Raw genomic sequence first — 24,031 nt, 5'->3', positions numbered from 1 at the left:
TGGATTCGATGTCGGGACCTTTTACGAAAGAGCAAATGGATATGCTGTACGGGAAAGCGGCCGACCCGGTCTATTTCATGCAGCAGCAGGGCAACGGCTTCGTTTATGCTTGGGTCAATCCGGTCTGCCGGGAGATTTTCGGGATCGATTTGACGGGCCGCAGCGTAGAACAATGCATGCCGAGGGAATTGGCGCTTGAAATCCATAAGCAATACCGGATTGCGATCAAGCGCAATGAACGCCATCGATACAGGGATTATAGCTTGTTCTCCGACCGCGGAACCGCGATGGAAACCGAACTGACCCCTTTCAGCTATGAAGGCACGCAATATGTGTTGGCGGTCACGAGAGATGTGACCGAACAAAAGAAAATCGAAGAGGATTATTTGTTCTATCAATCGCTTGTCCAAAATTCAGTCGACCCGATGTTGATGATTTCAGCGGATTTCACGATCCTCGATATGAACCCGGCTTACGAAAAAACGTTTGGCGTGCACCGTAAGGAATGGCTCGGCCGCAATTACGATGATATCCCGCAGGACAAACAGAAATTTTTTGAAATGGGCAAGCTTCTTCTTGAAAACAGCACAAGCACTCATAAGGCGAGTTCGATTTTTTTGACCCGCATCAAAAGCGATGGCCGCGAAGCGAAGTTTTCGGCCAGTTATTCATTAATCAAGGAAAACGGGATTATCCGTGCTTTTCATGTCGTGTTCCGTGAGCTAACGAATGAATTATTATTGAAGCATGAACTGAAACGGACGGAGAATATTCTGGAAAGCTACAAAGATGCACTGAATTACGCAGCGCTCGTCCTCATTTGGGATAACTCCGGTATGATTGAATTTGCCAATGAAAATTTCAAGAAGTTGACGGGCTTTGACAGCAGTGAATTGACTGGGATGAATATCCAGTCGATTGGACAGGCGATCATGTCCAGCCAACAACTTGCCCATCTCCAGTCGGTTCTGAAAAAAGGCGAGATTTGGCGTGGGCAAGTGCGCAGCTTAAAAAAGAATGGCCAGCCGTTTTGGGTAGATGCCACAATCATTCCGCTGTTTGATGTCGAAGGGCGCATCTATCAAATGCTGTCCATCTTATTTGACATCACCGACCGCAAAGAAATGGAAGAACAATTGCATCATATGGCGTATCACGATCCGTTAACGAATTTGCCGAACCGCCGGATGATGGTCAAGCATTTTCGTGAAATGGAAGCCAAGAGCAACCGGACAGGAGACCAAGTCGCTGTTTTGTACATAGATGGCGATAATTTCAAGGAAATCAACGACCGGCACGGCCACGAAATCGGCGATGAATTCATTCATCAATTTGCCCGGGCGCTTGAACGCAGCATACGAAAACACGATGTGGCGGCGCGCATCGGCGGAGATGAATTCCTCATCCTGCTGCCTGGCATATCCGCGATCAATAGCCGGAGCCAGATCGAGAACATCATCTCTCGAATTCAGCAAACATTGAAAGATGGATGGGCAATCGACGCCCAGCATTTCTCGCCGACGTGCTCAATTGGCAGTGCTTTGTATCCAGAAAATGGGAACGATTTCGAGGAGCTGATCCAAAAAGCTGACCATGCGCTGTATGAGGCCAAGAAAAAAGGCGGAGGCATTGTTTGTTTTCATGGCGAATCATGAGTTTCTTCCATTAAAAGATGGAAATTCTGCCACCTTGCAGGCATGTAAGCGCTTCAATGCGCTTTAGCTGAATCTTTTCAACCAAAAGCATTGTTTTTTTCAGTGGAAGTAGTAAGATTGATATGGAAATTCGTTCAGTACCGCTACAGCCCTGCCGCTTTAAGTCGGGCGAGGGGCGTGCTAAAATAGGAAAGACCTATAAATAAAAGTGAATGCCATAAGGCAAATAGTTGGAGGTTATTCAATGTCTACCAATCAACCGGACACAAAATCCCCATGGAATTCCATAACCGGCCCGAACTTAGGGTACGTGATGGAGATGTACGACCTTTACCAGGATTCCCCTGATTTGATCGATCCTGAGTTTGCAGAGCTATTCAAACAATACGGCCCCCCTACAGAGCAGCCTGCCGTACAGACAGGCGATGCTACTGGCGCTGCTTCTGGTGTAGCAGTCGAACCGAACCGTTTTGAAAAAGTATTGGCAGCGGTTAATTTGGCGGAAGCTATCCGTGCACATGGCCATTTGGCTTCGGATATCTATCCGTTGAAAGACCAGCCACGTGATACGGAAAGACTGGAAATTTCAAAATATGGCTTGACTGAAGCCGATTTGAAAGATGTTCCCGTATCTTTGATCCTGGAAAACGCTCCAGCCGAAGTGAAAAACGGCCTCGATGCAATCAATTACCTGAAATCGCTTTACACGGACAAAATCGCTTACGAATTCGCGCATGTTATCCAACCGCAGGAACGCAGCTGGATCCAGTCGAAAATCGAAGCGGGCGATATGAAGCCGAAACTCGATGCCGACAAGAAAAAACAGGTATTGGATCTTTTGACGCGCGTTGAAGGATTTGAGAAGTTCGTCCACCGCACATTCGTCGGGCAAAAGCGCTTTTCTATCGAAGGTGTCGATTCGCTTGTCGTCTTGATGGATGAACTGGTCCGCATGTCTGAATCGGCAGGCACTGAAAACATCATGATCGGCATGGCCCACCGCGGTCGCTTGAATGTGTTGACGCACATCCTCCATAAACCGTACGAAATGATGTTCGCTGGATTCGCGCATGTCGGCGATGAAGCGTTCCTTCCGGAAGACGGGTCACTTGAGATCACCAAAGGTTGGTTCGGCGATGTGAAGTACCATATGGGTGCTGCTCACAGTTCCAAAGCAGGAACAAAGATCAAACTTGCCTATAACCCATCCCACCTGGAAGTCGTGAGCCCGATTGTGACAGGGCAAACACGCGCTGCGCAGGAAATGACAGCACAGAGCGGCTTGGCACCACAAGACGCGAATAAAGCCTATTCAATCCTCGTACACGGCGATGCCGCGTTCCCGGGGCAAGGCATCGTGACCGAAACATTGAACTTCAGCCGGATTAAAGGCTACCAGACCGGCGGATCGATTCATATCATCGCCAATAACCTGATCGGTTTCACGACGGAACAGCACGATTCCCGTTCGACGCATTATTCATCCGACCCGGCAAAAGGCTTTGAAGTTCCGGTATTGCACGTCAATGCAGACGATCCGGAAGCTGTCCTAGCTGTTGCGCGATTGGCGTTTGAATACCGTGAGAAGTTCGGCAAAGACATCTTAATTGACCTGATCGGCTATCGCCGCTACGGCCATAATGAAATGGATGAGCCATTAGTAACGAACCCGATGATGTACCATGGCGTTCACCAGCACGATACGGTCCGCGAATTGTACGGAAAACAATTAGCTTCTGAAAGCGTACTTTCGGAAGACGAAGTCAAAAAGCTCGATGCAGACATCCAAAAAGTGATGCAAGAAGCCTATGACAAAGTGAAAGAAAACAAATCCGACGATCATCCGAAATTGGAGATGCCGGAAGCTGTCTTGAACGGTTTCCCTGAAATCGAAACGGGCGTAGGCAGAGATGTCCTTGAGAAGATGAACAATGAATTATTGTCATGGCCACAAGACTTTTCCGCATTCGGAAAATTGGCGCGTATCTTGAAACGCCGCGAAGAGCCATTCAAAGGAAAAGGCAAAATCGATTGGGCCCATGCAGAAACTTTGGCATTCGGTGCCATTTTGCAAGAAGGCAACCCGATCCGTTTGACAGGGCAAGATGCACAGCGCGGAACCTTTGCGCATCGCCACCTTGTGTTGCATGATGAAAAGAACGGCAACGAACTTGTTCCGCTTCACCACATTTCCGACTCGAAAGCATCATTCGTCGTCTACAACAGCCCGCTAAGTGAAGCTTCCATTCTTGGCTTCGAATACGGCTACAACGTAGAGAACGACAAAGCTTTGGTCATTTGGGAAGCTCAATATGGAGATTTCGCCAATATGGCACAAGTCATGTTCGACCAATTCATTTCGTCCGGCCGCGCAAAATGGGGCCAAAAATCCGGCCTGGTCATGCTGCTTCCGCACGGTTATGAAGGGCAAGGCCCGGAACACTCCAGTGCACGTCTCGAGCGTTATTTGCAGATGGCTGGAGAAAACAACTGGACAGTCGCAAACCTATCCAGCGCAGCGAACTATTTCCACATTCTCCGCCGCCAGGCGAAAATGCTTGGAGAAGAAGCCATCCGCCCGTTGATTATCGTGTCGCCGAAATCACTTCTGAGACACCCACTTGTTGGGGCTGAAGTCGATCAATTGGCAGAAGGCAAGTTCGAGACAGTGATCGAACAGCCGGGCATGGGGCAGGATGCGAAGAAAGTGAAACGCTTGCTATTCGCTAGCGGTAAGATGGCGATCGATTTGGCGGAACGCGTCAAAGACGGAAAAGGCTACGAGTGGGCGCATATCGTCCGCGTCGAGCAGTTGTATCCGTTCCCGGCCGAGAAAATCAAAGCGATTGTCGACCGTTACCCGAATGCCAAGGAATTGGCCTGGGTCCAAGAAGAGCCGCAAAACATGGGGTCTTGGTCATTTGCCGACCCTTACTTGCGCGAACTTGCAGACGGCAAAGAAGTGAAATATTACGGACGCATGAAGCGCCAAAGCCCTGCAGAAGGCGACGGCGAGTCACATAAAGTCGAACAGGCACGCATCATCGATGAAGCTCTAGCTAAATCGAAATGATGAACTTTTAAGGAGGAATTAATTGTGGCAGAGATCAAAGTACCGGAATTAGCAGAATCGATTACAGAAGGAACAATCGCCCAGTGGCTGAAACAGCCAGGCGATACAGTAGAAAAAGGGGAATTCATCGTTGAACTTGAGACAGACAAAGTCAATGTTGAAGTCATCTCTGAAGAAGCGGGCGTCGTCCAGGAATTGCTCGCTGAAGAAGGCGATACAGTTGAAGTCGGCCAAGTAATTGCAACAGTCGGAGAAGGCTCTGGCGAAGCAGCAGCTTCAGCACCGAAAGAAGAAGCTAAGAAAGAAGAAGCGCCAAAAGAAGATCTTGCGAAAGAAGAAGCGAAGCAAGAAGCTCCTGCAGACGAGGAAGCAGCGCCTACAGAAGAAGAAAGCACTTCTTCCGACCGCACAATTGCAAGCCCGGCAGCCCGTAAATTGGCTCGTGAAAAAGGCATTGACTTGGCTTCTATCACGCCAGTAGACCCAATGGGCCGCGTCCGCGTCCAGGACGTTGAAGCACACGGTTCGAAACCGGCAGCTGCTCCAGCTCCAGCTAAACAGGAAGCACCGAAAGCTTCCGCATCTGCAGCTCCTTCTTCTGATGAAGAAAGCGGCCGCGTAGTCCGTCAAAAAATGACAAGACGCCGCCAGACCATCGCTAAGCGTTTGCTCGAAGTGAAGCAATCGACTGCTATGCTGACAACGTTCAACGAAATCGACATGACCAATGTAATGGAACTGCGCAAGCGCAAGAAGGACAAATTCCAGCAAGACCACGACGTTAAGCTTGGATTCATGTCATTCTTCACAAAAGCAGTAACTGCTGCATTGAAAAAATACCCATACGTCAATGCTGAAATCGATGGCACGGATGTGCTCTTGAAGCAGTTCTATGATGTAGGGATCGCTGTATCGACTGAAGAAGGCCTTGTAGTGCCGATCGTCCGCGATACGGATAAAAAGAACTTTGCAGAAATCGAAGCGTCTATCGGCGAATTGGCGACAAAAGCACGCGACAAGAAATTGTCGATCGGCGATATGACCGGCGGATCGTTCACGATCACAAACGGCGGCGTCTTCGGTTCACTCTTGTCTACACCGATCTTGAACGGTACGCAAGTCGGGATCCTCGGTATGCATACGATCCAGAAGCGCCCGATCGCAGTGGGCGACAATGTTGAAATCCGTCCAATGATGTACGTAGCGCTATCGTATGACCACCGTGTCATCGATGGCAGCGATTCTGTCGGCTTCTTGAAAACAGTGAAAGAATTGATCGAGAACCCAGAAGACCTATTGCTTGAATCTTAAGACCACTCCAGAAGGCAGCTCCATTGCGGGGCTGCCTTTTGTTATGGGATAATGTGGCATAGAGACGGGGGATTTGGATGGAGCTGGATTTTTTATGGGAAATGGCGATGGAATACGGGTACTTGAGCATGTTCTTGGTGAATTGGCTTTTGTTGTTTGGCCTGCCGATTCCGAATGAATTCGCGGCAGCGTTTTCAGGTGTCGTGACAGAAACGAGCGATTTCAAGCCGCTTCCAGCCTTTTTATCAGCATACAGCGGGTTGGTCACAAGCAATTTATTCGCTTATGGGCTTGGGTGGCTGTTCGGCCATCGCTTAATTGAGTGGCTGCAGACGACATTTCTGCAAAATGGCATTGAACGCTTCCGGCAATTTTTAGCCCATAAAGGCAATTGGGCAATTGCATTCAGCTTTTTCCTGCCCGGTGTGCGCTGGGCGATGCCATATGTCGTAGGGGCAGACCGCTTTCCACTTGGCCGTTATTTGCTATTCGCGATGCCTGCCGGATTTGTCTGGACCATCACGTATTTCACATTAGGCCGCAGTTTTCCATATGCTTATGAAGCGATTCTTGGGAATTTACAATGGTTTTTGATCGCTTTATCGAGTATCGCGGTCATCGGGTTGATTGGGTATCTGGCAATCACGCGAAAGGGCGGCAAGGGAGGGCAAGTTTGAATTCCCGTACAATTTTCCTTATACTGAATAGAGTAGCAGAACATCACATTCACATTGACAGAAAAGGATGATACCGATGATACATACCAATTGGCTCGAAAAAGAAACCGTCCGCACCGTTACGTGTAAGCATACCGATGCCGACAAATTTTTAGTGTCGAACGTGCTGACAGCTGGACAGCAATACGACGTGAAAAATGAAACTGAAGAATTTTTGTTTGTCGTGGACAACACAGGTAAAGTCGGCGGCTATTACAAAACTTATTTCGAGTGATGACAAAAAACCGATGAATCCATCGGTTTTTTCTATGGAGACAGGAGTGGAGTAAATGACGATTATTGATGAAGAAATCAAGAAACGGACGCAGCGGAACCATGCAGAAGATTCAAACCTGATTGGGGAAGGCGGCTATATCTCGCCTGATGAAAATTTATGGAATGATATCCTGACAGCTGTCGTGTTGAAGAAGCCGGTGCTGTTGAAAGGGCCGACTGGAGCAGGCAAAACGAAACTCGCCGAAAGCGTTTCCGACCTGTTCCAACAGCCGATCCAGAGCATCAACTGTTCCGTCGACTTGGATGCGGAAGCGCTGCTTGGTTTTAAAACATTGGTGCAGCGTGATGGCCAAAGCGCGATTGAATTTGTTGAAGGCCCAGTCGTGACCGCCATGAAACATGGCCATATCCTCTACATCGATGAAATCAATATGGCGAAAGCTGAAACCTTGCCGATCCTTCACAGTGCGCTCGATTATCGGCGGATGCTGACCAACCCATTTACCGGCGAAGTGATTCAAGCGCATCCTGACTTCTCGGTTATGGCTGCAATCAACGAAGGGTATATCGGGACATCGCCGATGAATGAAGCACTGAAAAACCGTTTCATTTCCTATCCCATTCCTTATTTGTCTGGCGAGCAGCTCCGGGGTCTGTGGGACAGGGAATTTCCGGATGCTGACCCGAAACTGAAAACTTTCATGTTGAACTTGGCAGGGGATTTGATGAAGCAAGTGGAGAACGGCTTGATGTCAGAAGAAGCCGCCTCAATCCGAAGCTTGTTGGATGCCACTGCGCTCGCGATGCATATCGATACGCTTCGCGCCGTCCGCTACGCCATCGCTGAAAAGCTGGACGATGAAAGTGAACGGAATTTATTGATGGATTTGGCGAATACTTGGCGAAAGTAGGGATGCAGGATGACTTCAATCAATCGCTTTATCCAATTCAATAATGAAACGGTTGATACGAGGCTCCTCAACCGGATGGAACAGCTTGCGAGAGCGTTGTCATCCGCGCCTTACCTGCGGTTGTCGACACGGAAATTATGGGAATTCCGGCCATCTGAAGGCGCTGTTTCGATGAGTGTGTTCTGGCGCCATCGGCCAAAAGAGGTCGAGCAGGCGGGATATCTTTCAGATATTTATTTGGTGAGCGCTGGATTTTGGCGCCATTTCAGCCTGCGCTCATGGCGCAATTTTGAACAGGCGGAGACTCATTTACCGGAACTTGCCGCGCAATTGCTGTTGATGGCGGAAGAATTCCGCTTGAGTGACCGTATCACAGCTGAACGCCCGGGGACGAAGCACGCATTTGAAGTGAGGGAGAAAATCGTCTCTGGTTTCCATTCCGACCAACTGGAACAGAACCGCAAAAAAGGATTTTGGGCCGACGCTTTCCTTAATGCAGCTTATTTGAAGCTGCGCGGCAAAGATGTTTCGTTAAATGACGAACTGGATCCTTTATTTTTGGAATGGACGGAATTATTCAGTACCGATTCGACTGCCGATTCTGCGCGGACCATACAGAAGATTTTGCCGCGGTTGGAATATTTGCTGAACTCAGATTCCCTCCACACGTATTATACTTTCGGCGAACCGGCTGAGAAAATGCCTCCGCCAAGGTACCACGAAGGCATTGAGGCAGAGCAGTCAGAAGAGGAAGAGGAGATCGATACGATTGAAGAATGGTTCCAGTCCTGGCACCGGGAAACCGAGTTGAATGATGCCGCAGCCCTTGAGTATGAACTCGAAAGAGGCGATTCAAAGCTCGCTGATGGGGGCAGGGAAGAAGAGGGCGCGGGGGAAATCGAACAAACCGGCACGGGTGAGTCGCAAGGCGAACACCGCGAGGACAATGTAGCTGATGAACAGAGGAAAGACGAAAAGAAACCGAAAAAAGCAAGCGGCCGTTTCGGATCAGCGAATGATGGCGTCGTCTATTATGAATCACGCATCGAGGCTTTGCCTTTTGACCGCCAGCAGTTGCAGCAATGGCGCAGCGAACAAGCGCCATATGTGCGCGCGTTGCTGAAGGAAATGCAAAAGCGCATGCAGCAGCGTGTCGAAAGCGAGCGGACGAATTTGCATGCCGGACGCTTGTCGAAAAACCTCTTGCCGCTCGTCACCGACGAACGGCCAAAACCCTTTTACCGGAAAACCGCCCCTTCAAAGCAATTGGATGCGGTCTTCAGCTTGATGATCGACGGTTCCGCTTCGATGGTCGACAAGCTCGACGAGACGAAGCAGGCGGTACTATTATTCCATGATGTGCTCAGGTCGCTCAAAATCCCACATGAAATTGCGGTATTTTATGAAGATGCTTATGAAGCCGGGGATGACAAACAGCCCAATTATTTTGAATGGCTGCATAAATTTACCGACGGCATGACCGACCATGCGGCAGAGATTCTCTCGCTCGATGCCCACGAAGACAACCGCGATGGCTTTGCGATTCGCTGGATGGCCGAACGCTTGAAACAGCGCCCGGAAAAACACCGCTTTATGCTGGTCTTTTCGGACGGCGAGCCATCTGCTTATAATTATGCCGACAACGGCATCATCGATACGGCACAAGCCGTTTCGGAAACCGAGAAAATGGGCATCGAAGTGATGCACCTGTTCTTGAGCGGTGAATCGACGAGCGAAGAACAAGCTGCATTCTACCGGATGCTGTATGGCAATAAATCGGTAAGCGCTGATTCGTTGGAGCAATTTGTCGAGCAGACGCTGCGCTTATTGAAACGCACCTTGCATTTGGTTGTACAGGCATTGTAATGAAGAACCTAAAAACCCCTACGCAAAAAATGCAAAGGGGTTTTTTCAGCTTGTCGAGAAAGTTAAGAAGTCGTATTTTCCGAAGCTTATCGCTCGCTTTCCGTGGGCTCGCGCCCAAGCCTCCTCAGTCGCTGTGCTCCTTGCGGGGTCTCGGTCGTCTCGCTGATCCACTGGAGTCGAGCGAACGCTTCTCCAAACACTTAGAAAGATCATTGATTATTGAATGTAGAAAAAACGACTCCATTCTATTTCGCAATGGATTTATAGACTTCTTCAACACTCTGTAAAAACCCCTTCGCAAAAAATGCGAAGGGGTTTTTTATCAATTCTTTTCCTGGCCATCGTGGATGGCAAGCAGGCGTTGCTTCAAGTCTTCTTCCATGCGGCCAATTTCAAGCTCTGCCGCTTTGCGGTTGCGTCGGCCTTCTGCCTGGATCTTCAATGTTTCTTCGATCGTTTCAAGCAAATTCTCCTGGGTCTGCTTCAAGGTCTCGATTTCGACGATGCCGCGCTCGTTTTCACGTGCGGTTTCGATCGAATTCATCTTGAGCATTTCCGAGTTTTTCAATAGCAGGTCGTTTGTGGTGGCGGTCACTTGTTTTTGCGCTTCGACCGCTTTCATCTGCTTGTTTAAAGTCAAAGCGATGGCAATCTGGTTTTTCCATAACGGAATGGATGTCATGATCGATGATTGGATTTTTTCTGCGAGCGTTTGGTTGGTCTGTTGGATCATGCGGATCTGCGGCGCGCTTTGAATGGTGATTTGGCGCGACAATTGCAAGTCATACAGGCGTTTTTCCAAGCGGTCGACATACTGGACCATATCGTTCACTTCCTGATAGGCCATCTGGTCGTTGGATGCTTCGGCTTTCTTGCGCAGTGCCGGAATCGTTTCGTTCATGATCTCATCCCGTTTGATTTCCGCTGCTGCGATATAGACGTTCAAAGCCTGGAAATAAGTCTTGTTCTGGTCGTATAATTGCTCGAGCATCTGGACATCTTCCAACAAGCCTCGTTTTGAATGGTCAAGCTGGATGCTGATGCGGTCGACTTGCGTGCTTAACTTTTGGTATTTGCTCATCATTTCCTGGACGGAATACTTCGCGCGGTTGAACACTTTGCGCAGCCCTTTTTGCTTTTTCTGCGTCAGTTCTTCCGGGTTCAGCTGTTCGAGCTTTTTCATGAGATCATGCAGCACATCGCCGACAGGGCCGATATCCTTTCGCTGTACATGATCGAGCATTTTATGCGAAAACTGGCTCAGTTGGTTTTGGGCATTGGCACCGTATGTGAGGATGGCTTCACGGTTGCCGGTCGGGATCTGTTTGGCCAATTCACGTGCTTTTTCCTGTTCTTCGGCACTCAGGCGGTCGAGCAGCGCGACAGGCTGTCCTTCCGTCTGCGCCAACTGCGTTTGCGGGGATGCTTGCTCCATGCCAAAAGGGGTTCCAAGAAGCTCATCCAACTCATTTCTCGTCTGATTGTTGGTCATTTTCCATGTCTCCTTTATGTTCGATTTGCTGTTGCTGGTCGATCGTTCTCGTATTGTGCTGGTCGACAGCGAGCCGCGCATAATCGAGTTCCATGCGCAATTGCTCCACATCCGTAGACAGCACGCGCTTCAAGTCGGCTTCCATTACTTGCTGCAATGAACGAAGCATTTCTCGCGTTTCCTGGAGCGCAATGCGCATTTCCATGTCTTTGACGGGCTGCCCGACCAATAATGTATATTTGCCGGTCAATTCGATGGCTGAATCTAGATGCGAATAGAAGAACGGTTCTGCCAAGTAGAATTTGCGCGGGTTTTGCTGGACGATAAGTAGAATTTTATTGGCGATTTTGACCATATCCATTAATTGCTTGAAAGAGGAAATGGAACGCACTTTATAATATTGGCTTTGCAAGGTTTTGATTTTTTCTTTGCCTTCCTTGATCTGCACGCGGATATTCCGGTATTCGCTTCTGGTCATGCCGAGCTGTTTGGAATCGCTCGACAGCTGGTATTGCTTCATCGACGTATTGCTGGCAAAATAGGTGCCGGCAGCAACTGCACCAGAAGCAAGCAGCCCGATTTCCGCGCCTAAATAAAGGATCGGAAACATAGCGGACATGAGAGGGAGGCTGACCGATTGTCTTTTAATGAAGTTTTCGATCGGCTTAATGGGTTTCATGCTTTAACCTCCTTAACGGCTACTAAACTATACGTGCGGCGCAGGAAAAAGTTTCATCGCGCGCGTCTCTATCCCTTATTTTACGTGAACGGGAGAGCCAATACAAACTTCCGGACCGTTAGCAGCCTGACACATTAGCGCTTTACAAATTCCCATTAATTTGGCATAATGCTTATAAGGATTTTTTAGAAGGCCAAAAAAATAGTTTGGAAAAAATTCAGAAAGTTTTTAGATTTGTTTGACTTTTATAGTCAATTTGATATAATTAAGGTAATTCAACATACGAACTTCCGCAACAGCTATTCACATATTCCCAAAAGTGATCAGCAAGTGTCGGTACTTTTGGGAATATGTGAATTTTTTTTATGAAAGTTCGCATATTGAAAAATTTTTCTTACCACAGGAGGTAATTTAACATGCAAGAAGGTACAGTAAAATGGTTTAACTCAGAAAAAGGTTTTGGCTTCATCGAAGTTGAAGGCGGCGACGACGTATTCGTACACTTCTCAGCGATTCAAGGCGAAGGCTTTAAAACGCTTGACGAAGGACAGCGCGTAGAATTTGAAGTAGAGGAAGGCAACCGCGGACCTCAAGCTACTAACGTAACTAAACTTTAATTCTCCAATCCAAGAACTGCCGTAATGGCAGTTCTTTTTTGATGGATTTTTTCCTAGGCGGTTTCCATTGTTTAATCTCCGGTCTTAGTCGGGTATATCTAAATTAGAATACCAAGAACATTGAAGGGGGATTTATCCATGCAAGGAAAAGTCAAAGAATTTAATGACGACAAAGGATTCGGCTATATCGAAGGCGATACAGGCGAATTGTTCTATTTCGAAACGATCAACATCAATGAAGAAGGCTTCCGCCGCTTCATGCCGAACCAACACGTTGAATTTACCATTTACGACGGTGCTCCCGGCAAGGAACGGGTAGCGACGAACGTTACATTAGTCTTCTAACTGCCGGATGAAAGGGGAACGCATATGGGTAACGAATATTTAAAAAAGCCACTGCCAAGTGAAGAGAAACAACAGGATTTCTATCAAAAGCTTCGTGTTAGGGTACACAATTGGCTCGAGAGCAAATCATCAAAACTGGATTCCGCTGGCCAGTTCGTCTTATTTGCACCAGACCTTTTCCACTTATTGACCCGCTTGCTGCTGGACAGCCGGATCGATAAGAAAAGCAAAGCCTACGTTGGGGCTGGCGTGCTTTATTTCATGGCGCCTATTGATTTTCTCCCGGAAATTTTAGTCGGGCCAGGCGGATTCATGGACGATGTCATTGTCGCAGTATACGTCATCAACACGGTCTTGAACCGATTCCCGAAAGAAGTTGTGACCGAGCACTGGGCGGGAGACGAAGACCTGTTGAAAGTGCTCAGCAAACTGGCGAATTCCGGGGACCGTTGTGCAGCGAAGTTGCCAGCCGGAAAAGCCGTGAAACGCTTCCTGAAATAAAACCAAAACAAAAAAAGCCCTTCAGAAATTTTATTTCTGAGGGGCTTTCCTATGTCTGGAAATTATTTGGCGATGCCTTGTGTTTCTTTCCATTCCAAGAATTCATCGTAAGTCAATTGCTTGTCGAGAATCGAGCCATCTTCCTGGATTTCGATGACGCGGTTAGCAACCGTCTGGATAAACTGATGGTCATGGGAAGTGAAGACCATGGCGCCTTTAAATGCGATCATGCCATTGTTCAAGGCTTGGATCGATTCAAGGTCCAAGTGGTTGGTCGGCTCATCCAATAGCAGCACGTTGGCATGCGACAGCATCATTTTTGATAGCATGCAGCGTACTTTTTCGCCACCGGACAAAACAGAAGGTTTCTTTTTCACTTCTTCGCCAGAGAATAGCATTCTGCCAAGGAAGCCGCGAAGGAATGTTTCGCTTTCATCTTCCGGTGAATACTGGCGGAGCCAATCCACCAAGGAAGTTTCACTGCCTTCGAAGTATTCGGTATTGTCGATTGGCAAGTAGGCGCGTGAAGTGGTGACACCCCAACGGGCAGAACCGGAAGCCGGCTCGTCTTCTTCGGCAAGTACGCGAAGGAGCGCCGATTTCGCCAATGGGTCGCCCATCAAGACGATCTTGTCGTCTTTGTTCATATTGAAGCTGATGTTGTTCAATAATTGATTGCCGTCGACTGTTTGGCTCAGGTCTTTTACCGTCAATACATCGTTGCCGATTTCGCGGCCGATGGTGAAGTTGACGAATGGGTATTTACGGGAAGACGGGCGGATATCGTCCAACTCGATTTTATCGAGCATTTTCTTCCGTGAGGTCGCCTGCTTGGATTTTGAGGCGTTGGCAGAGAAACGGGCAATAAAGGCCTGGAGCTCTTTGATTTTTTCTTCTTTTTTCGCATTCTGGTCGGATGCCAGGCGAGTTGCCAATTGGCTGGATTCATACCAGAAGTCGTAGTTGCCGACATAGAGCTGGATTTTCCCGAAATCGAGGTCGGCGATATGGGTACATACTTTATTAAGGAAGTGGCGGTCATGCGATACAACGATGACAGTGTTGTCAAAGTTGATCAGGAATTCTTCAAGCCATTGGATGGCTTTCAAATCCAAATGGTTGGTCGGCTCATCCAGAAGAAGAACATCCGGTTTGCCGAATAGAGCTTGTGCCAAAAGAACTTTGACTTTATCGGACCCGGAGAGTTCCGCCATTTTCTTGTCGTGGAGATCTTCGGAAATGCCAAGGCCCTGCAACAGGATGGCGGCTTCGGATTCAGCTTCCCAGCCGTTCAGTTCCGCGAATTCGCCTTCAAGTTCAGCTGCACGCATGCCGTCCTCGTCAGAGAAGTCTTCTTTCATATAAATGGCATTCTTCTCGGACATGACCTCGTAGAGCTTTTTATGGCCCATGATGACTGTCTCAAGAACTGCATATTCTTCGTACTCAAAGTGGTTTTGCTTCAATACGGCGAGGCGTTCGCCAGAGCCCATAGAGACATTGCCGGATTGTGCTTCAAGTTCGCCGGCAAGAATCTTGATGAACGTCGATTTACCGGCACCGTTCGCTCCGATTAAGCCGTAGCAATTGCCCGGGTTGAACTGGATGTTGACATCTTCAAATAATTTGCGGTCGCCAAAACGCAAGGATACATCATTTACTGCTATCATTATTATTCGTCCTCCTAAAATTCACAATATGAATAGTATAACACGAATACGCCCTAAACCGGTAGCGTTCAAAGCCCGTGTCGGCTAAACTAATAAAGGACAAGTGTTAACGGCTTTTTCTGCGGAGATAAGCATCCAATTGGCCGAGTTCTTTATTCAGAAGGTATTCCATCTGTACATATTCGCGCCTGCCTGGAACGTGTTCCGGCGTCAGGCCTTTCATCGAGAAAATAAAGTAATAGCCGCCGATCTGGCGGAACAGCACGACGACGTGCGGAAATTCATCAAAAGTGGCTTTAATATTGTATCGTTTTGCGTAGCTCCAATTTATGAGCTTCATCCAGCAACCCGCCTTTCCAGTCTTATTTTAAGGGAAGCGATGGCAGGAACACAAGTTTGGTGTCGGGGGATAAGGAGAGAAAAATATGAAGGAAGTTGGAAAAAAATCTACTTTGACCGGCATCATTTTCGCCATCCTTTTAGTGGCGCTCAATTTGCGGCCGGCCATTTCTTCAATCGGCCCGATGCTCGAGCCGATTCGCTCGGATCTCATGCTGACCAACGGACAAGTCAGTTTATTGACCGCTGTGCCCGTCCTATGCATGGGGGTATTCGCGCCGTTTGCGATCGTCTTCAACCGGCGCTTTGGCTTGAAGCGTTCCATCGGCTTTTTGCTGGTAGTTATCGGCATTTTCACTTTAGGGCGCGGCTTTTGGCCAAGCTATTTCAATTTATTGCTTAGTTCGTTTTTCATCGGCATCGCGATCGCCATCATCGGGCCGATGTTGTCTGCAATGATCAAACGGGATTTCCCGACCCGGACAGCTTCCTTGATCGGGATCTATTCGTTCGGCATGGGGCTCGGTGCGACATTAGCCGCAGGATTGACGAGTGTTGTCTATGCGGCTTCTGGATGGCCGGCGGGACTTGCGGTTTGGTCAGGCTTGGCGCTCGCCGCACTTATCGTATGGTTGAGAATGCCTGAAGTGGAAGCAAAGTCAGAACAACTGCCGGATGATTCATTGCCGATCAGCGGAAGCCCGTGGAAAAATGTGAAGGCTTGGTATATGCTTTTGTTCTTCGGCTTCCAATCTGCTTTCTTTTTCTCGATGCTGACATGGCTCGCGCCCATTGCGATCGACAAGGGCTTGAGCGTGCTGTCGGCAGGAGCTGTCGTTACCGTCATGACGGCGGTGCAGATTATCTGCAATATTTCGATCCCGCTGCTATTCAGCCGTTATCCGAATCGCTTCCTGTGGGTATTGGCAGTGCTTGCGTTCGGGACTGCCGGCATCCTATTGTTGATGTTTGCAGGAACTTGGTCGGTGTGGCTGGCAGCCGCTTTAATCGGCGTGGCGCTTGGTGGTCTATTCCCGATCGCGTTGCTTTTGCCGCTCGATGCGACGGATTCTGCTGACGAAGCCAATAGTTGGGCTGCCATGACCCAGTCCGGCGGTTATTTAATTTCGGCATTCATGCCTTTTATCATCGGAGTGGTTTATGACCAGACAGGGAACCACGATATTACTTTATGGTTGTTCTTGGCATTCGTCTTTTTCATGATCTTTTTTGCTTACTTGCTCAATCGAGAGCCTTAATGGTTTGTTTATTGGGCGGGGCCAGCGCCATCCATGAAAAATAAAGCGACAAAAGCGGGAACAGGACTGCCCATGAAGCAATCATCATCAGGGGGATCTCCGCCTCTGGAAGGATAGTTGAGAAATACCAATAATTCAGTTCAAGCGCTGTAACGAGCGTGATGAGGGGCCCGATGAATATCCGGCTGGCTAGGATAGCGGATGCGACGCCAAGCAGAATGACAAACGGCGGAAAAAGGATTAATTGCACGAAAAAGATGTCCAATGTGCTGAGCCATTTCATAAGGGAGCCTCCTGTTTAACGCAGTATGGCGGGAAGACCCGCGTATCCTGATTTTAAACTAAGTGAATAATCTGTCAATGAAAAATATGGAAGCCATGTGGAGCGTGAAAATGATTTAGGTTTTTTCACAGTTTTATACAACTAGAAAAAGCCGGCGCATTAGGCGTCGGCTTTCTTCCACACAGCAGTTAAAAACTCATCGCGACCGGATTCGGCGCGGTCCTGGGCATAATGTTCAGGATTTTTCAGGTAGAAATCCTGGTGATAGTCTTCTGCCGGATAGAAAGGCTCAGCATCTTGGATCTCAGTGATGACCGGCTTATCGAAACGGCCGCTTGCGTCGAGCTGTTTTCTGGAAGCAAGCGCTATTTGCCGCTGCGCTTCATTGTGGACGAAAATAGCCGGACGATAGGAAGCCCCGCGATCTTGGAACTGGCCGTCATTATCGGTTGGGTCAATTTGCTGCCAAAAAATGTCCAGTAACTGTTCGTACGGGAAGACCGCTGGATCGAAAGTGATTTCGACCGCTTCCAAATGACCGGAATAGCCGTTTTTCACTTGCTCGTATGAAGGATTCGCCAAATGGCCGCCTGTATATCCAGAAACCACGGATTCAATGCCATCGAATTGATCGAAAGGCTTGACCATACACCAAAAACAGCCACCAGCGAATGTTGCTTTTTCAAACATCGGATTGCCTCCCTCTATTTATTATACTGGCAGCCACCATCCCTATACAATGCATGCAGCTTTGGGCATCAGCCAGCTGGATGTTTGACTGGGGATGGGAAATAGCGCCTGAGAATAAGAAGAATTTTACCACTCCAGCCAAGCACAGACAATAAAAACGTGTTGCAAGGGGAAACCTTGCTTCATTCATGTGCGTCTAATCAATTGCTACAGCTCAGAAAGGAATGTAAACATCATGGAAGAACAATACGAAACGAGGCAGACCAGAAAACGCAAACGTTTCCGCCCGAGAGGCAAACTTTTCTTATTATTGATCATTTTATTGCTCGGTGCGGGAATTTACTTTTTCATCCAATATCAACAGGGACAGAACATAGCCGGCGAAACCGAAATTGAACCGGAACCATTTTCAGGAGATGAAGACAACAGCGGGTACCAGAATATCCTCGTACTCGGGGTGGATTCGCGTGGGGAAGAGCAGTCCCGTACGGATACGATGATGATGGTGACCCACGACCGTGAAAACAATGAAGTGAAGATCACGTCGTTCATGCGAGATATTTATGCGGATATCCCTGGCTATCAATCCTATAAATTGAATACAGCGTATTATTTGGGAGGTGTCGACTTGCTGGCATCGACTTTGCGTGAAATGTTTGGCGTCGAAATTCATAATTACGCGCTGGTTGACTTCAAGAGCTTTGAAACGCTCGTCGATATCGCAGCGCCAGGCGGTGTTGAAATCGACGTTGAAAAAGAAATGTCCGAGAAAATCGGCGTGACTTTGTCTCCCGGCGTCCAGCAGTTGAACGGCCAGGAATTGCTAGGCTACGCGCGCTTCCGTTCGGATAATGAAGGCGACTTCGGCCGTGTGCGCCGTCAGCAGCAAGTAATTGCCGCATTGAAAGATGAATTGATCAGCGTATCGTCAATCCCGAAACTGCCGAAACTAGCTGGAGCTGCACAAGGCTATGTGCAGACCGATATGCCTTTGGTCGACCAAATCAAATTGGCGACACAGCTCGGAACCGGTGGCAGCGGCGAAATCGAACGCTTGACGATTCCGGTTGAAGGCGGCTACAGCTATGCGAATTATCCGCAAGCGGGCTCTGTTCTGGAAATCGATATAGAGCAAAACCGCCGTGCGCTGGAAGAATTTTTGTCTCAGCCACTCAACTAATTTTTCAGATAATATGGTAAACTACAGGTAGAAGCCTGTATAAAGAAGGGGATCGCCATGCCGCCAGATGACAATAGACCGCCGTTTTTCGCTACCAACTATATCCGCTTTCTGGGCGGAAGGAATACGTTCTTTACTTTATTGATTTTAATTTTGATCGGGCTTGTCGTGTTCATCTTCAGGGAAGTGTCGTTCATCTTCAACCCACTCAATGTATTCATGAAAACGGTCGTCTTGCCGGTCGTCCTGGCGCTTATCCTATTTTATTTGCTGCGGCCGGTGTTGCGGTTGCTGGAACGGTTCAAGATCCCGAGAATTTGGGGCATTCTCATTATCTTCCTCGGGGGCATCGGGCTCTTGACGTTGTTGAGCGTCCTTGTGTTTCCATTTTTAAGGGACCAGTTCCAGAACTTGATCGAGGAATTTCCGGATTATTTCATGCGCTTATTGAATAATATCGACCAGTTCTTGCGCAATTCCTTTGTCGGTGATTATTACCGGGATTCAAGCTTCAATATCGAAGCGTTGATCGCCACTTTGCCGACCAGCATCGCGGATACATTGCAAGCGACAGTGACAGGCATCATTTCGCGCGTCACCAGCTGGATTTCAACCATTACGGGCGTTATCTTGTCGATTGTCATCGTTCCGTTTATCCTGTTCTATTTATTGAAAGATGGCGATAAGCTTCCGGACTATTTCCTGAAACTGTTGCCGCCGAGGTTCCGCGACGATACAAGAGAAGTTTTAAAGGATGCAGACAAGCAATTGGGGGCATATATTCAAGGCCAGCTCATCGTGGCATTCTGCATCGGCGTAATGGTCTATATCGGCTTTTTGATCATCGGCATGGATTATGCGCTGCTGCTTGGCGCCTTGGCGATGGTGACCAGTATCGTTCCTTATATCGGTCCAGCAATCGCGATTACGCCCGCTGCGATCATTGCACTTGTTACCTCGCCGTTCATGCTCGTGAAACTGGCGATTGTGTGGACCGTCGTGCAGCTAGTGGAGGGTAATTTGATCTCGCCGCAAGTAATGGGCAAGACGATGTACATCCACCCTGTCACGATCATTTTCGTCCTATTGACGGCAGGCTCCTTGTTTGGGGTCGTCGGGGTCATTTTGGGGATCCCGATGTATGCGTTGCTGCGGGTCATCGTCAGCCATTTGTACAAGTTGTTCAAACGGCGTTATAACCGCTATGAGACAGACTTGGATAAACAATACGATTATACTGAGCTTTAAGAGTGCCGTTTAGAGGCAAGGAAAAAGTGGTATGGAGAATTATCAAATTTTGGGGGTATAGATTTTTATGAAATTCAAAGACTTTTTATCTTCGATCGGCATCGGTTCGATCAAAGTGGACACTGTAGTGGAAAGGCCGCATCTTGAAGAAGGCGAAACATTGAATGGGACTGTCTATTTAGACGGTGGAAGCGGCGATCAGGAAATCGATTATATCGAACTGCAAGTGATTCGCTTAGTGGAAGATTACCGGGAGGACAGTGATTTCGACTTTTATGAAACGCCAGTTGCCAAGCAGAGCTTGGAATTTGCAGGGGCCGTGAAATCGAAGAACACCGTCATGCAGCAATTCGAGATTGTCCCAGATGAGCGGTGGGTGCTGGAAAACGTAAATGCCAAATTGATCTTGCGGACCATTGTCCACGTCAAAAACGGCGTTGATGTACAGGATGAAGACGAAATCACTTACGGCAAAATCGACAGTTGAAAACAGTTTGACGATAATCTTATTATGTTAACCAAAACAACACTCCCAGCAGAGAACGATCCAACTGCGGGGTGTTGTTTTTGTATGACCAACATTTAGGGTCACAAGGTAATTTATTCTTTAAGAAAAATTTTCAGCGCCCGTTTTATGTGAAGGACTGTTGATGCTCATGGAAACGGTCATCACTAGATGGGGATATTGATCAGAGCGTGCGCTCGAAAAGCAGGTTTCATAAAAAGAAAAGACCTCATGGATATCCCCGTGAATGCCGCTAGCGTATTGCATGGAATCGTTCCACACGCCGAACTCTTTTGCACGTTCCACTTCGCGGTAGATGACATCCATATAGTCGGGGTTGTTCATCGGGTAAAGCGCGAATTGCGATGAAACATATTGCTCGGTACGGTCTTGGTTTGCCGGTTTAGCGGGTGTCTCCAAATACACATCGCCCGCGGTATCTCCAGGACATCCAGCTGAAAAGGTGCCGGACAGGGCGATATGTTCCTTTGTCTTCGCCGCATGAAGAGTGAGCGCCTTCGCAACATTGAAGACATGCTGTTGTTTGCCCCGGATGACGGTGGAGACATCATCGGTTTGCATCCACACATGGGATGTATCGGTATCCTTTAACGCGCTTTTGATGATCTTGATAAAATTGCCGCTCATCGGATGCAAGGAAAAGCGAAATCCGACGATCGGGCTGGTGCCGCATGAAGTTGGTTCCATTTAGAATCCCTCCTAAAAATATGCACAAAAAAGCCGCATCCGTGAAGATGCAGCCACTTTACCTTACTTCGTAGTCATGTCGGAAAGTCACCGCACTTCCTCACGCAGGTCCTAACCTGATCGAGTCATAAGGGATCGGAGCGAAAGCTCTCATCTCAGCAAAACATGCACCCCCAGTGCAGAAAAACGGTATGCGGTTTTAAGTGTCGGGTTTGCCCGATGGCTAAAGTCTAAGCCAAATACTTTTCCAAGTAAAGGGGTTCTACTATTTTCAACGACAATGAGAAAGTGATGGCTGAGGTGAATACTCCCTAAAAAATCGGGTAAACCTAAAGCAGACAAGCATTTGAGGAGGAATCCAATTATTATGGCATCAACAAAAAAATTCCGCGTCGTTTATCATTTCGGCGCAGGCGTCGAAGCGGTCAGCACCGTCGAAGCAGATACCCCAAAACAAGCGGTCAGCGGTCTGGATGCGGATGATTTCCGCGAATTTATCGGCGACAACGATACGTATTACCAATTCAAGATGGACGAAGTGAAAATGGTCAGTGTCACTGAAGTCACAGACGGACAGTGATCGAACAGACAAGCGCAATAGAGAAAATCCCCTGCCGATGAAAAGGCAGGGGATTTTTTGGTTCATGTTCCGCAATAGGTCTGGTATGGAGGCGTCGAAGGCGGTGGAGGGGCCGTATAGGGCTGCTGTTCTTCGGAATGGGCATATGGATTTCGAAGGATATCCAAAAGCTTTTCCATCACTTCATAATCGCCTTGCGCTGCCGCTTCCAGTGCCGCTTCCACGCGGTGGTTGCGCGGGATGACGGCCGGATTCCGGCTTTTCATCAATTCCAGAATTTCTTGTGCTGGGCGGCCTTCTTGTTGCTGGCGGGCTTTATAGCGGTTGTGCCAGGCTTTAAAAGCCGGGTCGTTTGCCAGTTGGGGCTCTTCAACTGCTTCGAAGGTCAAGGAACGGAATGTATTGGTATAATCCGCTTGCTTTTCCTGCATCAATTCCAGCAACGCATCGATCAATTGTTCATCTTCTGGCGTTTCTGTAAACAAGCCGAGTTTTTCGCGCATGCCTGCCAAATATAATTGCTTTTGCGAATTTACATATTCCTCGAGCGCTCCTTGGAGAGACGACAAGGCCTGTTTTTCCGGAATCTCATCTAAAAGAGGAAACAGGGACTCTGCAAAACGCGCTAAATTCCATCCGCCGATGAGCGGCTGGTTGCGATAAGCATAACGGCCGCCAGCATCAATCGAGCTGAAGACCGCGGATTCATCATAGCGGTCCAGAAAAGCGCACGGGCCATAGTCGATCGTTTCGCCGCTGATCGCCATATTGTCCGTATTCATGACGCCGTGGACAAAACCGGCGAGCTGCCATTTCGCGATGAGTGAAGCTTGCCGCTGCGCTGTCTGGCGGAATAATTCGATATAGCGGTCTGGACCGGAGATTTCTGGGAAATGCCGTTTGATCGTATAATCCGCCAAAGCTTTCAAATCTTCAGTCGAACGGTATTTCGCTGCGAATTGAAAAGTGCCGACACGGATATGGCTTGAGGCCACCCGCGTCAGGATCGCTCCAGGTTCTGCAGAGTAGCGCTGAATCTTTTCTCCTGTCAACACAACTGCAAGGCTTCTGCTCGTTGGAATTCCGAGCGCATGCATGCTTTCGCTGATAATGTATTCCCGCAGCATGGGCCCGAGTGCCGCACGGCCGTCTCCGCTTCTGGAAAAAGGCGTGATGCCGGCGCCTTTTAATTGGACATCGAAAATCTCGCCATCCGGTGTTTGCTGTTCACCGATTAAGATGGCACGGCCGTCGCCGAGCATAGTAAATTGGCCGAATTGATGGCCGGCATAGGCTTGGGCGAGCGGGAAGCTGCCTTCAGGAAATTGATTGCCTGCAAATATTTGAAGTGATTCAGGGCTGTCTAGCCGTGCTGGGTCCAGGCCAAGTGATTTTGCCAATGCTCGGTTTGCGATAACGAGTTCAGGCGATGAAACCGGATTGGCCTCCATCGGGGCATATAAAGTTTTCGGCAGGCCTGCATAACTATTCTTCAGTTTCCAGCCGGTTTCTGTGTAATTCATGGGAGCGCCTCCTATCTACAATTTGTCGGGCATGTCTTTATATTATTATAGCCGTAATGAAATCCTTGAAACAACCATAGCGGGTTGGCTCGTGCAAATAGAAAAGCTTGAGCCGTACACCTATTAAAAGGTGCTGCGGCTCAAGCTTTTGGTCATCGTCTTAACGTTCTTCAACCGGCACGTAAGTCTGCATGCCAGGCCCGATGTATTCTGCACGCGGGCGGATCAGGCGGTTGTTCGAGTATTGCTCCAAGATGTGCGCGAGCCAGCCCGACGCACGGGAGACCGCGAAGATCGGCGTGAACAAATCATGCTCGATATTCAACGAGTGGTATACAGATGCCGAATAGAAATCGACGTTTGGTGGAAGCGGTTTGGCGCTTGTCACCATTTCTTCGATCTTGACGGACATGTCGTACCACTTCGATTCGCCGCGAAGCTCGGTGAGCTTTTTCGACATTTCACGCAAGTGCTTCGCACGTGGGTCGCCTTGTTGATAGACGCGGTGGCCGAAGCCCATGATTTTCTCTTTGTTCGCCAGTTTTTCGTTGATGACCGGCTCGACGTTGTCGACCGACCCGATTTCTGTGAGCATCTTCATGACTTGCTCGTTGGCGCCGCCATGAAGTGGGCCTTTCAAGGC

24 protein-coding genes and 1 riboswitch are annotated in these 24,031 nt (G+C 48.6%); of the genes, 15 read left to right on the top strand and 9 right to left on the bottom strand.

From position 1 onward, the window contains the following. Positions 1-8: 8 nt before the first annotated feature. From DFR62_RS00120 to DFR62_RS00090, 7 genes are all read left to right on the top strand, one after another. The gene (locus DFR62_RS00120; protein ID WP_121297502.1) at positions 9-1,655 is read left to right on the top strand and encodes a sensor domain-containing diguanylate cyclase; all 1,647 of its coding nucleotides are present in this window, start codon (positions 9-11) and stop codon (positions 1,653-1,655) included. A 244-nt stretch (positions 1,656-1,899) separates the two neighbouring features. After that, entirely contained in the window at positions 1,900-4,728 is a 2,829-nt protein-coding gene (locus DFR62_RS00115) for a 2-oxoglutarate dehydrogenase E1 component (RefSeq protein WP_121297501.1), read from the top strand. A 24-nt stretch (positions 4,729-4,752) separates the two neighbouring features. After that, complete coding sequence (odhB, locus tag DFR62_RS00110) at positions 4,753-6,039, top strand: 2-oxoglutarate dehydrogenase complex dihydrolipoyllysine-residue succinyltransferase (RefSeq protein WP_121297500.1); 1,287 nt, start codon at positions 4,753-4,755, stop codon at positions 6,037-6,039. Between the two features lie 77 nt (positions 6,040-6,116). Further along, complete coding sequence (locus tag DFR62_RS00105; protein WP_121297499.1) at positions 6,117-6,716, top strand: DedA family protein; 600 nt, start codon at positions 6,117-6,119, stop codon at positions 6,714-6,716. 76 nt (positions 6,717-6,792) lie between these two features. Beyond that, complete coding sequence (locus tag DFR62_RS00100) at positions 6,793-6,990, top strand: DUF6501 family protein (RefSeq protein ID WP_121297498.1); 198 nt, start codon at positions 6,793-6,795, stop codon at positions 6,988-6,990. 55 nt (positions 6,991-7,045) lie between these two features. After that, on the top strand, positions 7,046-7,903 hold the full coding sequence (locus DFR62_RS00095) for an ATP-binding protein (protein ID WP_121297497.1): 858 nt from the start codon (positions 7,046-7,048) through the stop codon (positions 7,901-7,903). A 9-nt stretch (positions 7,904-7,912) separates the two neighbouring features. After that, positions 7,913-9,769 (top strand): vWA domain-containing protein, encoded by a 1,857-nt coding sequence (locus DFR62_RS00090; RefSeq protein WP_121297496.1) that lies wholly within the window; start codon positions 7,913-7,915, stop codon positions 9,767-9,769. 322 nt (positions 9,770-10,091) lie between these two features. Here DFR62_RS00090 and DFR62_RS00085 read toward each other — a convergent pair whose 3' ends face one another. Both DFR62_RS00085 and DFR62_RS00080 read right to left on the bottom strand, forming a co-directional pair. After that, positions 10,092-11,315 carry a toxic anion resistance protein gene (locus DFR62_RS00085; RefSeq protein ID WP_421958170.1) on the bottom strand — a complete coding sequence of 408 codons (1,224 nt, stop codon included), beginning with the start codon at positions 11,313-11,315 and terminating at the stop codon, positions 10,092-10,094. Next, complete coding sequence (locus DFR62_RS00080) at positions 11,236-11,940, bottom strand: 5-bromo-4-chloroindolyl phosphate hydrolysis family protein (RefSeq protein WP_121297494.1); 705 nt, start codon at positions 11,938-11,940, stop codon at positions 11,236-11,238. The genes DFR62_RS00085 and DFR62_RS00080 overlap by 80 nt, the downstream gene beginning before the upstream one ends. A 416-nt stretch (positions 11,941-12,356) precedes the next feature. Here DFR62_RS00080 and DFR62_RS00075 point away from each other — a divergent pair, with 416 nt between their 5' ends. The 3 genes from DFR62_RS00075 to DFR62_RS00065 all read left to right on the top strand — a co-directional run bounded on the left by DFR62_RS00075 (position 12,357) and on the right by DFR62_RS00065 (position 13,403). Then, the gene (locus DFR62_RS00075) at positions 12,357-12,557 is read left to right on the top strand and encodes a cold-shock protein (protein ID WP_033541967.1); all 201 of its coding nucleotides are present in this window, start codon (positions 12,357-12,359) and stop codon (positions 12,555-12,557) included. A gap of 138 nt (positions 12,558-12,695) precedes the next feature. Beyond that, positions 12,696-12,902 carry a cold-shock protein gene (locus DFR62_RS00070; protein ID WP_121297493.1) on the top strand — a complete coding sequence of 69 codons (207 nt, stop codon included), beginning with the start codon at positions 12,696-12,698 and terminating at the stop codon, positions 12,900-12,902. A gap of 24 nt (positions 12,903-12,926) precedes the next feature. Continuing rightward, positions 12,927-13,403 (top strand): YkvA family protein, encoded by a 477-nt coding sequence (locus tag DFR62_RS00065; RefSeq protein ID WP_121297492.1) that lies wholly within the window; start codon positions 12,927-12,929, stop codon positions 13,401-13,403. 62 nt (positions 13,404-13,465) lie between these two features. Here the strand turns inward: DFR62_RS00065 and DFR62_RS00060 are convergent, their stop codons facing one another. After that, positions 13,466-15,073, bottom strand: a complete 1,608-nt coding sequence (locus tag DFR62_RS00060; RefSeq protein ID WP_121297491.1) for an ABC-F family ATP-binding cassette domain-containing protein — start codon at positions 15,071-15,073, stop codon at positions 13,466-13,468. A gap of 106 nt (positions 15,074-15,179) precedes the next feature. Continuing rightward, positions 15,180-15,413: a hypothetical protein gene (locus tag DFR62_RS00055; protein WP_068869215.1), complete on the bottom strand. Its 234-nt coding sequence runs from the start codon at positions 15,411-15,413 to the stop codon at positions 15,180-15,182. Between the two features lie 85 nt (positions 15,414-15,498). On the opposite strand from DFR62_RS00055, the gene DFR62_RS00050 reads away from it, so the two are divergent. Beyond that, positions 15,499-16,671 (top strand): MFS transporter, encoded by a 1,173-nt coding sequence (locus DFR62_RS00050; RefSeq protein ID WP_121297490.1) that lies wholly within the window; start codon positions 15,499-15,501, stop codon positions 16,669-16,671. Here the strand turns inward: DFR62_RS00050 and DFR62_RS00045 are convergent. Both DFR62_RS00045 and msrA read right to left on the bottom strand, forming a co-directional pair. Beyond that, positions 16,655-16,954, bottom strand: a complete 300-nt coding sequence (locus DFR62_RS00045) for a hypothetical protein (protein ID WP_121297489.1) — start codon at positions 16,952-16,954, stop codon at positions 16,655-16,657. The two genes, DFR62_RS00050 and DFR62_RS00045, sit on opposite strands and share 17 nt — an antisense overlap. A 159-nt stretch (positions 16,955-17,113) precedes the next feature. Next, positions 17,114-17,644, bottom strand: a complete 531-nt coding sequence (gene msrA / locus DFR62_RS00040) for a peptide-methionine (S)-S-oxide reductase MsrA (protein WP_121297488.1) — start codon at positions 17,642-17,644, stop codon at positions 17,114-17,116. Positions 17,645-17,879: 235 nt separating this feature from the next. Here msrA and DFR62_RS00035 point away from each other — a divergent pair, with 235 nt between their 5' ends. The 3 genes from DFR62_RS00035 (at position 17,880) to DFR62_RS00025 (ending at position 20,559) form a co-directional block, all read left to right on the top strand. Then, positions 17,880-18,824: an LCP family protein gene (locus DFR62_RS00035; RefSeq protein ID WP_121297487.1), complete on the top strand. Its 945-nt coding sequence runs from the start codon at positions 17,880-17,882 to the stop codon at positions 18,822-18,824. A 57-nt stretch (positions 18,825-18,881) separates the two neighbouring features. Next, entirely contained in the window at positions 18,882-20,072 is a 1,191-nt protein-coding gene (locus DFR62_RS00030) for an AI-2E family transporter (protein WP_121297486.1), read from the top strand. A 67-nt stretch (positions 20,073-20,139) separates the two neighbouring features. Continuing rightward, positions 20,140-20,559 carry a sporulation protein gene (locus tag DFR62_RS00025; RefSeq protein ID WP_121297485.1) on the top strand — a complete coding sequence of 140 codons (420 nt, stop codon included), beginning with the start codon at positions 20,140-20,142 and terminating at the stop codon, positions 20,557-20,559. A 120-nt stretch (positions 20,560-20,679) separates the two neighbouring features. Here the strand turns inward: DFR62_RS00025 and DFR62_RS00020 are convergent, their stop codons facing one another. Then, positions 20,680-21,285 (bottom strand): YkoF family thiamine/hydroxymethylpyrimidine-binding protein, encoded by a 606-nt coding sequence (locus tag DFR62_RS00020; protein ID WP_121297484.1) that lies wholly within the window; start codon positions 21,283-21,285, stop codon positions 20,680-20,682. Positions 21,286-21,365: 80 nt separating this feature from the next. Further along, positions 21,366-21,470, bottom strand: a riboswitch (TPP riboswitch). Between the two features lie 182 nt (positions 21,471-21,652). On the opposite strand from DFR62_RS00020, the gene DFR62_RS00015 reads away from it, so the two are divergent. Next, on the top strand, positions 21,653-21,865 hold the full coding sequence (locus DFR62_RS00015; protein WP_121297483.1) for a hypothetical protein: 213 nt from the start codon (positions 21,653-21,655) through the stop codon (positions 21,863-21,865). Positions 21,866-21,927: 62 nt separating this feature from the next. Here DFR62_RS00015 and DFR62_RS00010 read toward each other — a convergent pair whose 3' ends face one another. Together DFR62_RS00010 and DFR62_RS00005 are read right to left on the bottom strand one after the other, a co-directional pair. Beyond that, positions 21,928-23,388, bottom strand: coding sequence for a protein adenylyltransferase SelO (locus tag DFR62_RS00010; protein WP_121297482.1), 1,461 nt, complete (start codon positions 23,386-23,388; stop codon positions 21,928-21,930). A gap of 160 nt (positions 23,389-23,548) precedes the next feature. After that, the coding region (locus DFR62_RS00005; protein WP_279633917.1) for a citrate/2-methylcitrate synthase at positions 23,549-24,031 on the bottom strand (483 nt) is incomplete at its 5' end.

This window comes from Planococcus citreus (assembly GCF_003664125.1).
Taxonomy (GTDB): Bacteria; Bacillota; Bacilli; order Bacillales_A; family Planococcaceae; genus Planococcus; species Planococcus citreus.
This window is presented reverse-complemented; position numbering and strand designations above follow the sequence as displayed.

What these genes read in the sequence shown, in the direction of transcription:
- DFR62_RS00010 (WP_121297482.1), bottom strand. Translation starts at nt 23,388, where the DNA reads ATGAATTACACAGAAACCGGCTGGAAACTGAAGAATAGTTATGCAGGC.
- DFR62_RS00065 (WP_121297492.1), top strand. Translation starts at nt 12,927, where the DNA reads ATGGGTAACGAATATTTAAAAAAGCCACTGCCAAGTGAAGAGAAACAA.
- DFR62_RS00045 (WP_121297489.1), bottom strand. Translation starts at nt 16,954, where the DNA reads ATGAAATGGCTCAGCACATTGGACATCTTTTTCGTGCAATTAATCCTT.
- DFR62_RS00070 (WP_121297493.1), top strand. Translation starts at nt 12,696, where the DNA reads ATGCAAGGAAAAGTCAAAGAATTTAATGACGACAAAGGATTCGGCTAT.
- DFR62_RS00020 (WP_121297484.1), bottom strand. Translation starts at nt 21,285, where the DNA reads ATGGAACCAACTTCATGCGGCACCAGCCCGATCGTCGGATTTCGCTTT.
- DFR62_RS00030 (WP_121297486.1), top strand. Translation starts at nt 18,882, where the DNA reads ATGCCGCCAGATGACAATAGACCGCCGTTTTTCGCTACCAACTATATC.
- DFR62_RS00095 (WP_121297497.1), top strand. Translation starts at nt 7,046, where the DNA reads ATGACGATTATTGATGAAGAAATCAAGAAACGGACGCAGCGGAACCAT.
- DFR62_RS00120 (WP_121297502.1), top strand. Translation starts at nt 9, where the DNA reads ATGTCGGGACCTTTTACGAAAGAGCAAATGGATATGCTGTACGGGAAA.
- msrA (WP_121297488.1), bottom strand. Translation starts at nt 17,644, where the DNA reads ATGTTTGAAAAAGCAACATTCGCTGGTGGCTGTTTTTGGTGTATGGTC.
- DFR62_RS00080 (WP_121297494.1), bottom strand. Translation starts at nt 11,940, where the DNA reads ATGAAACCCATTAAGCCGATCGAAAACTTCATTAAAAGACAATCGGTC.
- DFR62_RS00100 (WP_121297498.1), top strand. Translation starts at nt 6,793, where the DNA reads ATGATACATACCAATTGGCTCGAAAAAGAAACCGTCCGCACCGTTACG.
- DFR62_RS00105 (WP_121297499.1), top strand. Translation starts at nt 6,117, where the DNA reads ATGGAGCTGGATTTTTTATGGGAAATGGCGATGGAATACGGGTACTTG.
- DFR62_RS00035 (WP_121297487.1), top strand. Translation starts at nt 17,880, where the DNA reads ATGGAAGAACAATACGAAACGAGGCAGACCAGAAAACGCAAACGTTTC.
- DFR62_RS00055 (WP_068869215.1), bottom strand. Translation starts at nt 15,413, where the DNA reads ATGAAGCTCATAAATTGGAGCTACGCAAAACGATACAATATTAAAGCC.
- DFR62_RS00025 (WP_121297485.1), top strand. Translation starts at nt 20,140, where the DNA reads ATGAAATTCAAAGACTTTTTATCTTCGATCGGCATCGGTTCGATCAAA.
- DFR62_RS00050 (WP_121297490.1), top strand. Translation starts at nt 15,499, where the DNA reads ATGAAGGAAGTTGGAAAAAAATCTACTTTGACCGGCATCATTTTCGCC.
- DFR62_RS00015 (WP_121297483.1), top strand. Translation starts at nt 21,653, where the DNA reads ATGGCATCAACAAAAAAATTCCGCGTCGTTTATCATTTCGGCGCAGGC.
- DFR62_RS00075 (WP_033541967.1), top strand. Translation starts at nt 12,357, where the DNA reads ATGCAAGAAGGTACAGTAAAATGGTTTAACTCAGAAAAAGGTTTTGGC.
- DFR62_RS00090 (WP_121297496.1), top strand. Translation starts at nt 7,913, where the DNA reads ATGACTTCAATCAATCGCTTTATCCAATTCAATAATGAAACGGTTGAT.
- DFR62_RS00115 (WP_121297501.1), top strand. Translation starts at nt 1,900, where the DNA reads ATGTCTACCAATCAACCGGACACAAAATCCCCATGGAATTCCATAACC.
- DFR62_RS00060 (WP_121297491.1), bottom strand. Translation starts at nt 15,073, where the DNA reads ATGATAGCAGTAAATGATGTATCCTTGCGTTTTGGCGACCGCAAATTA.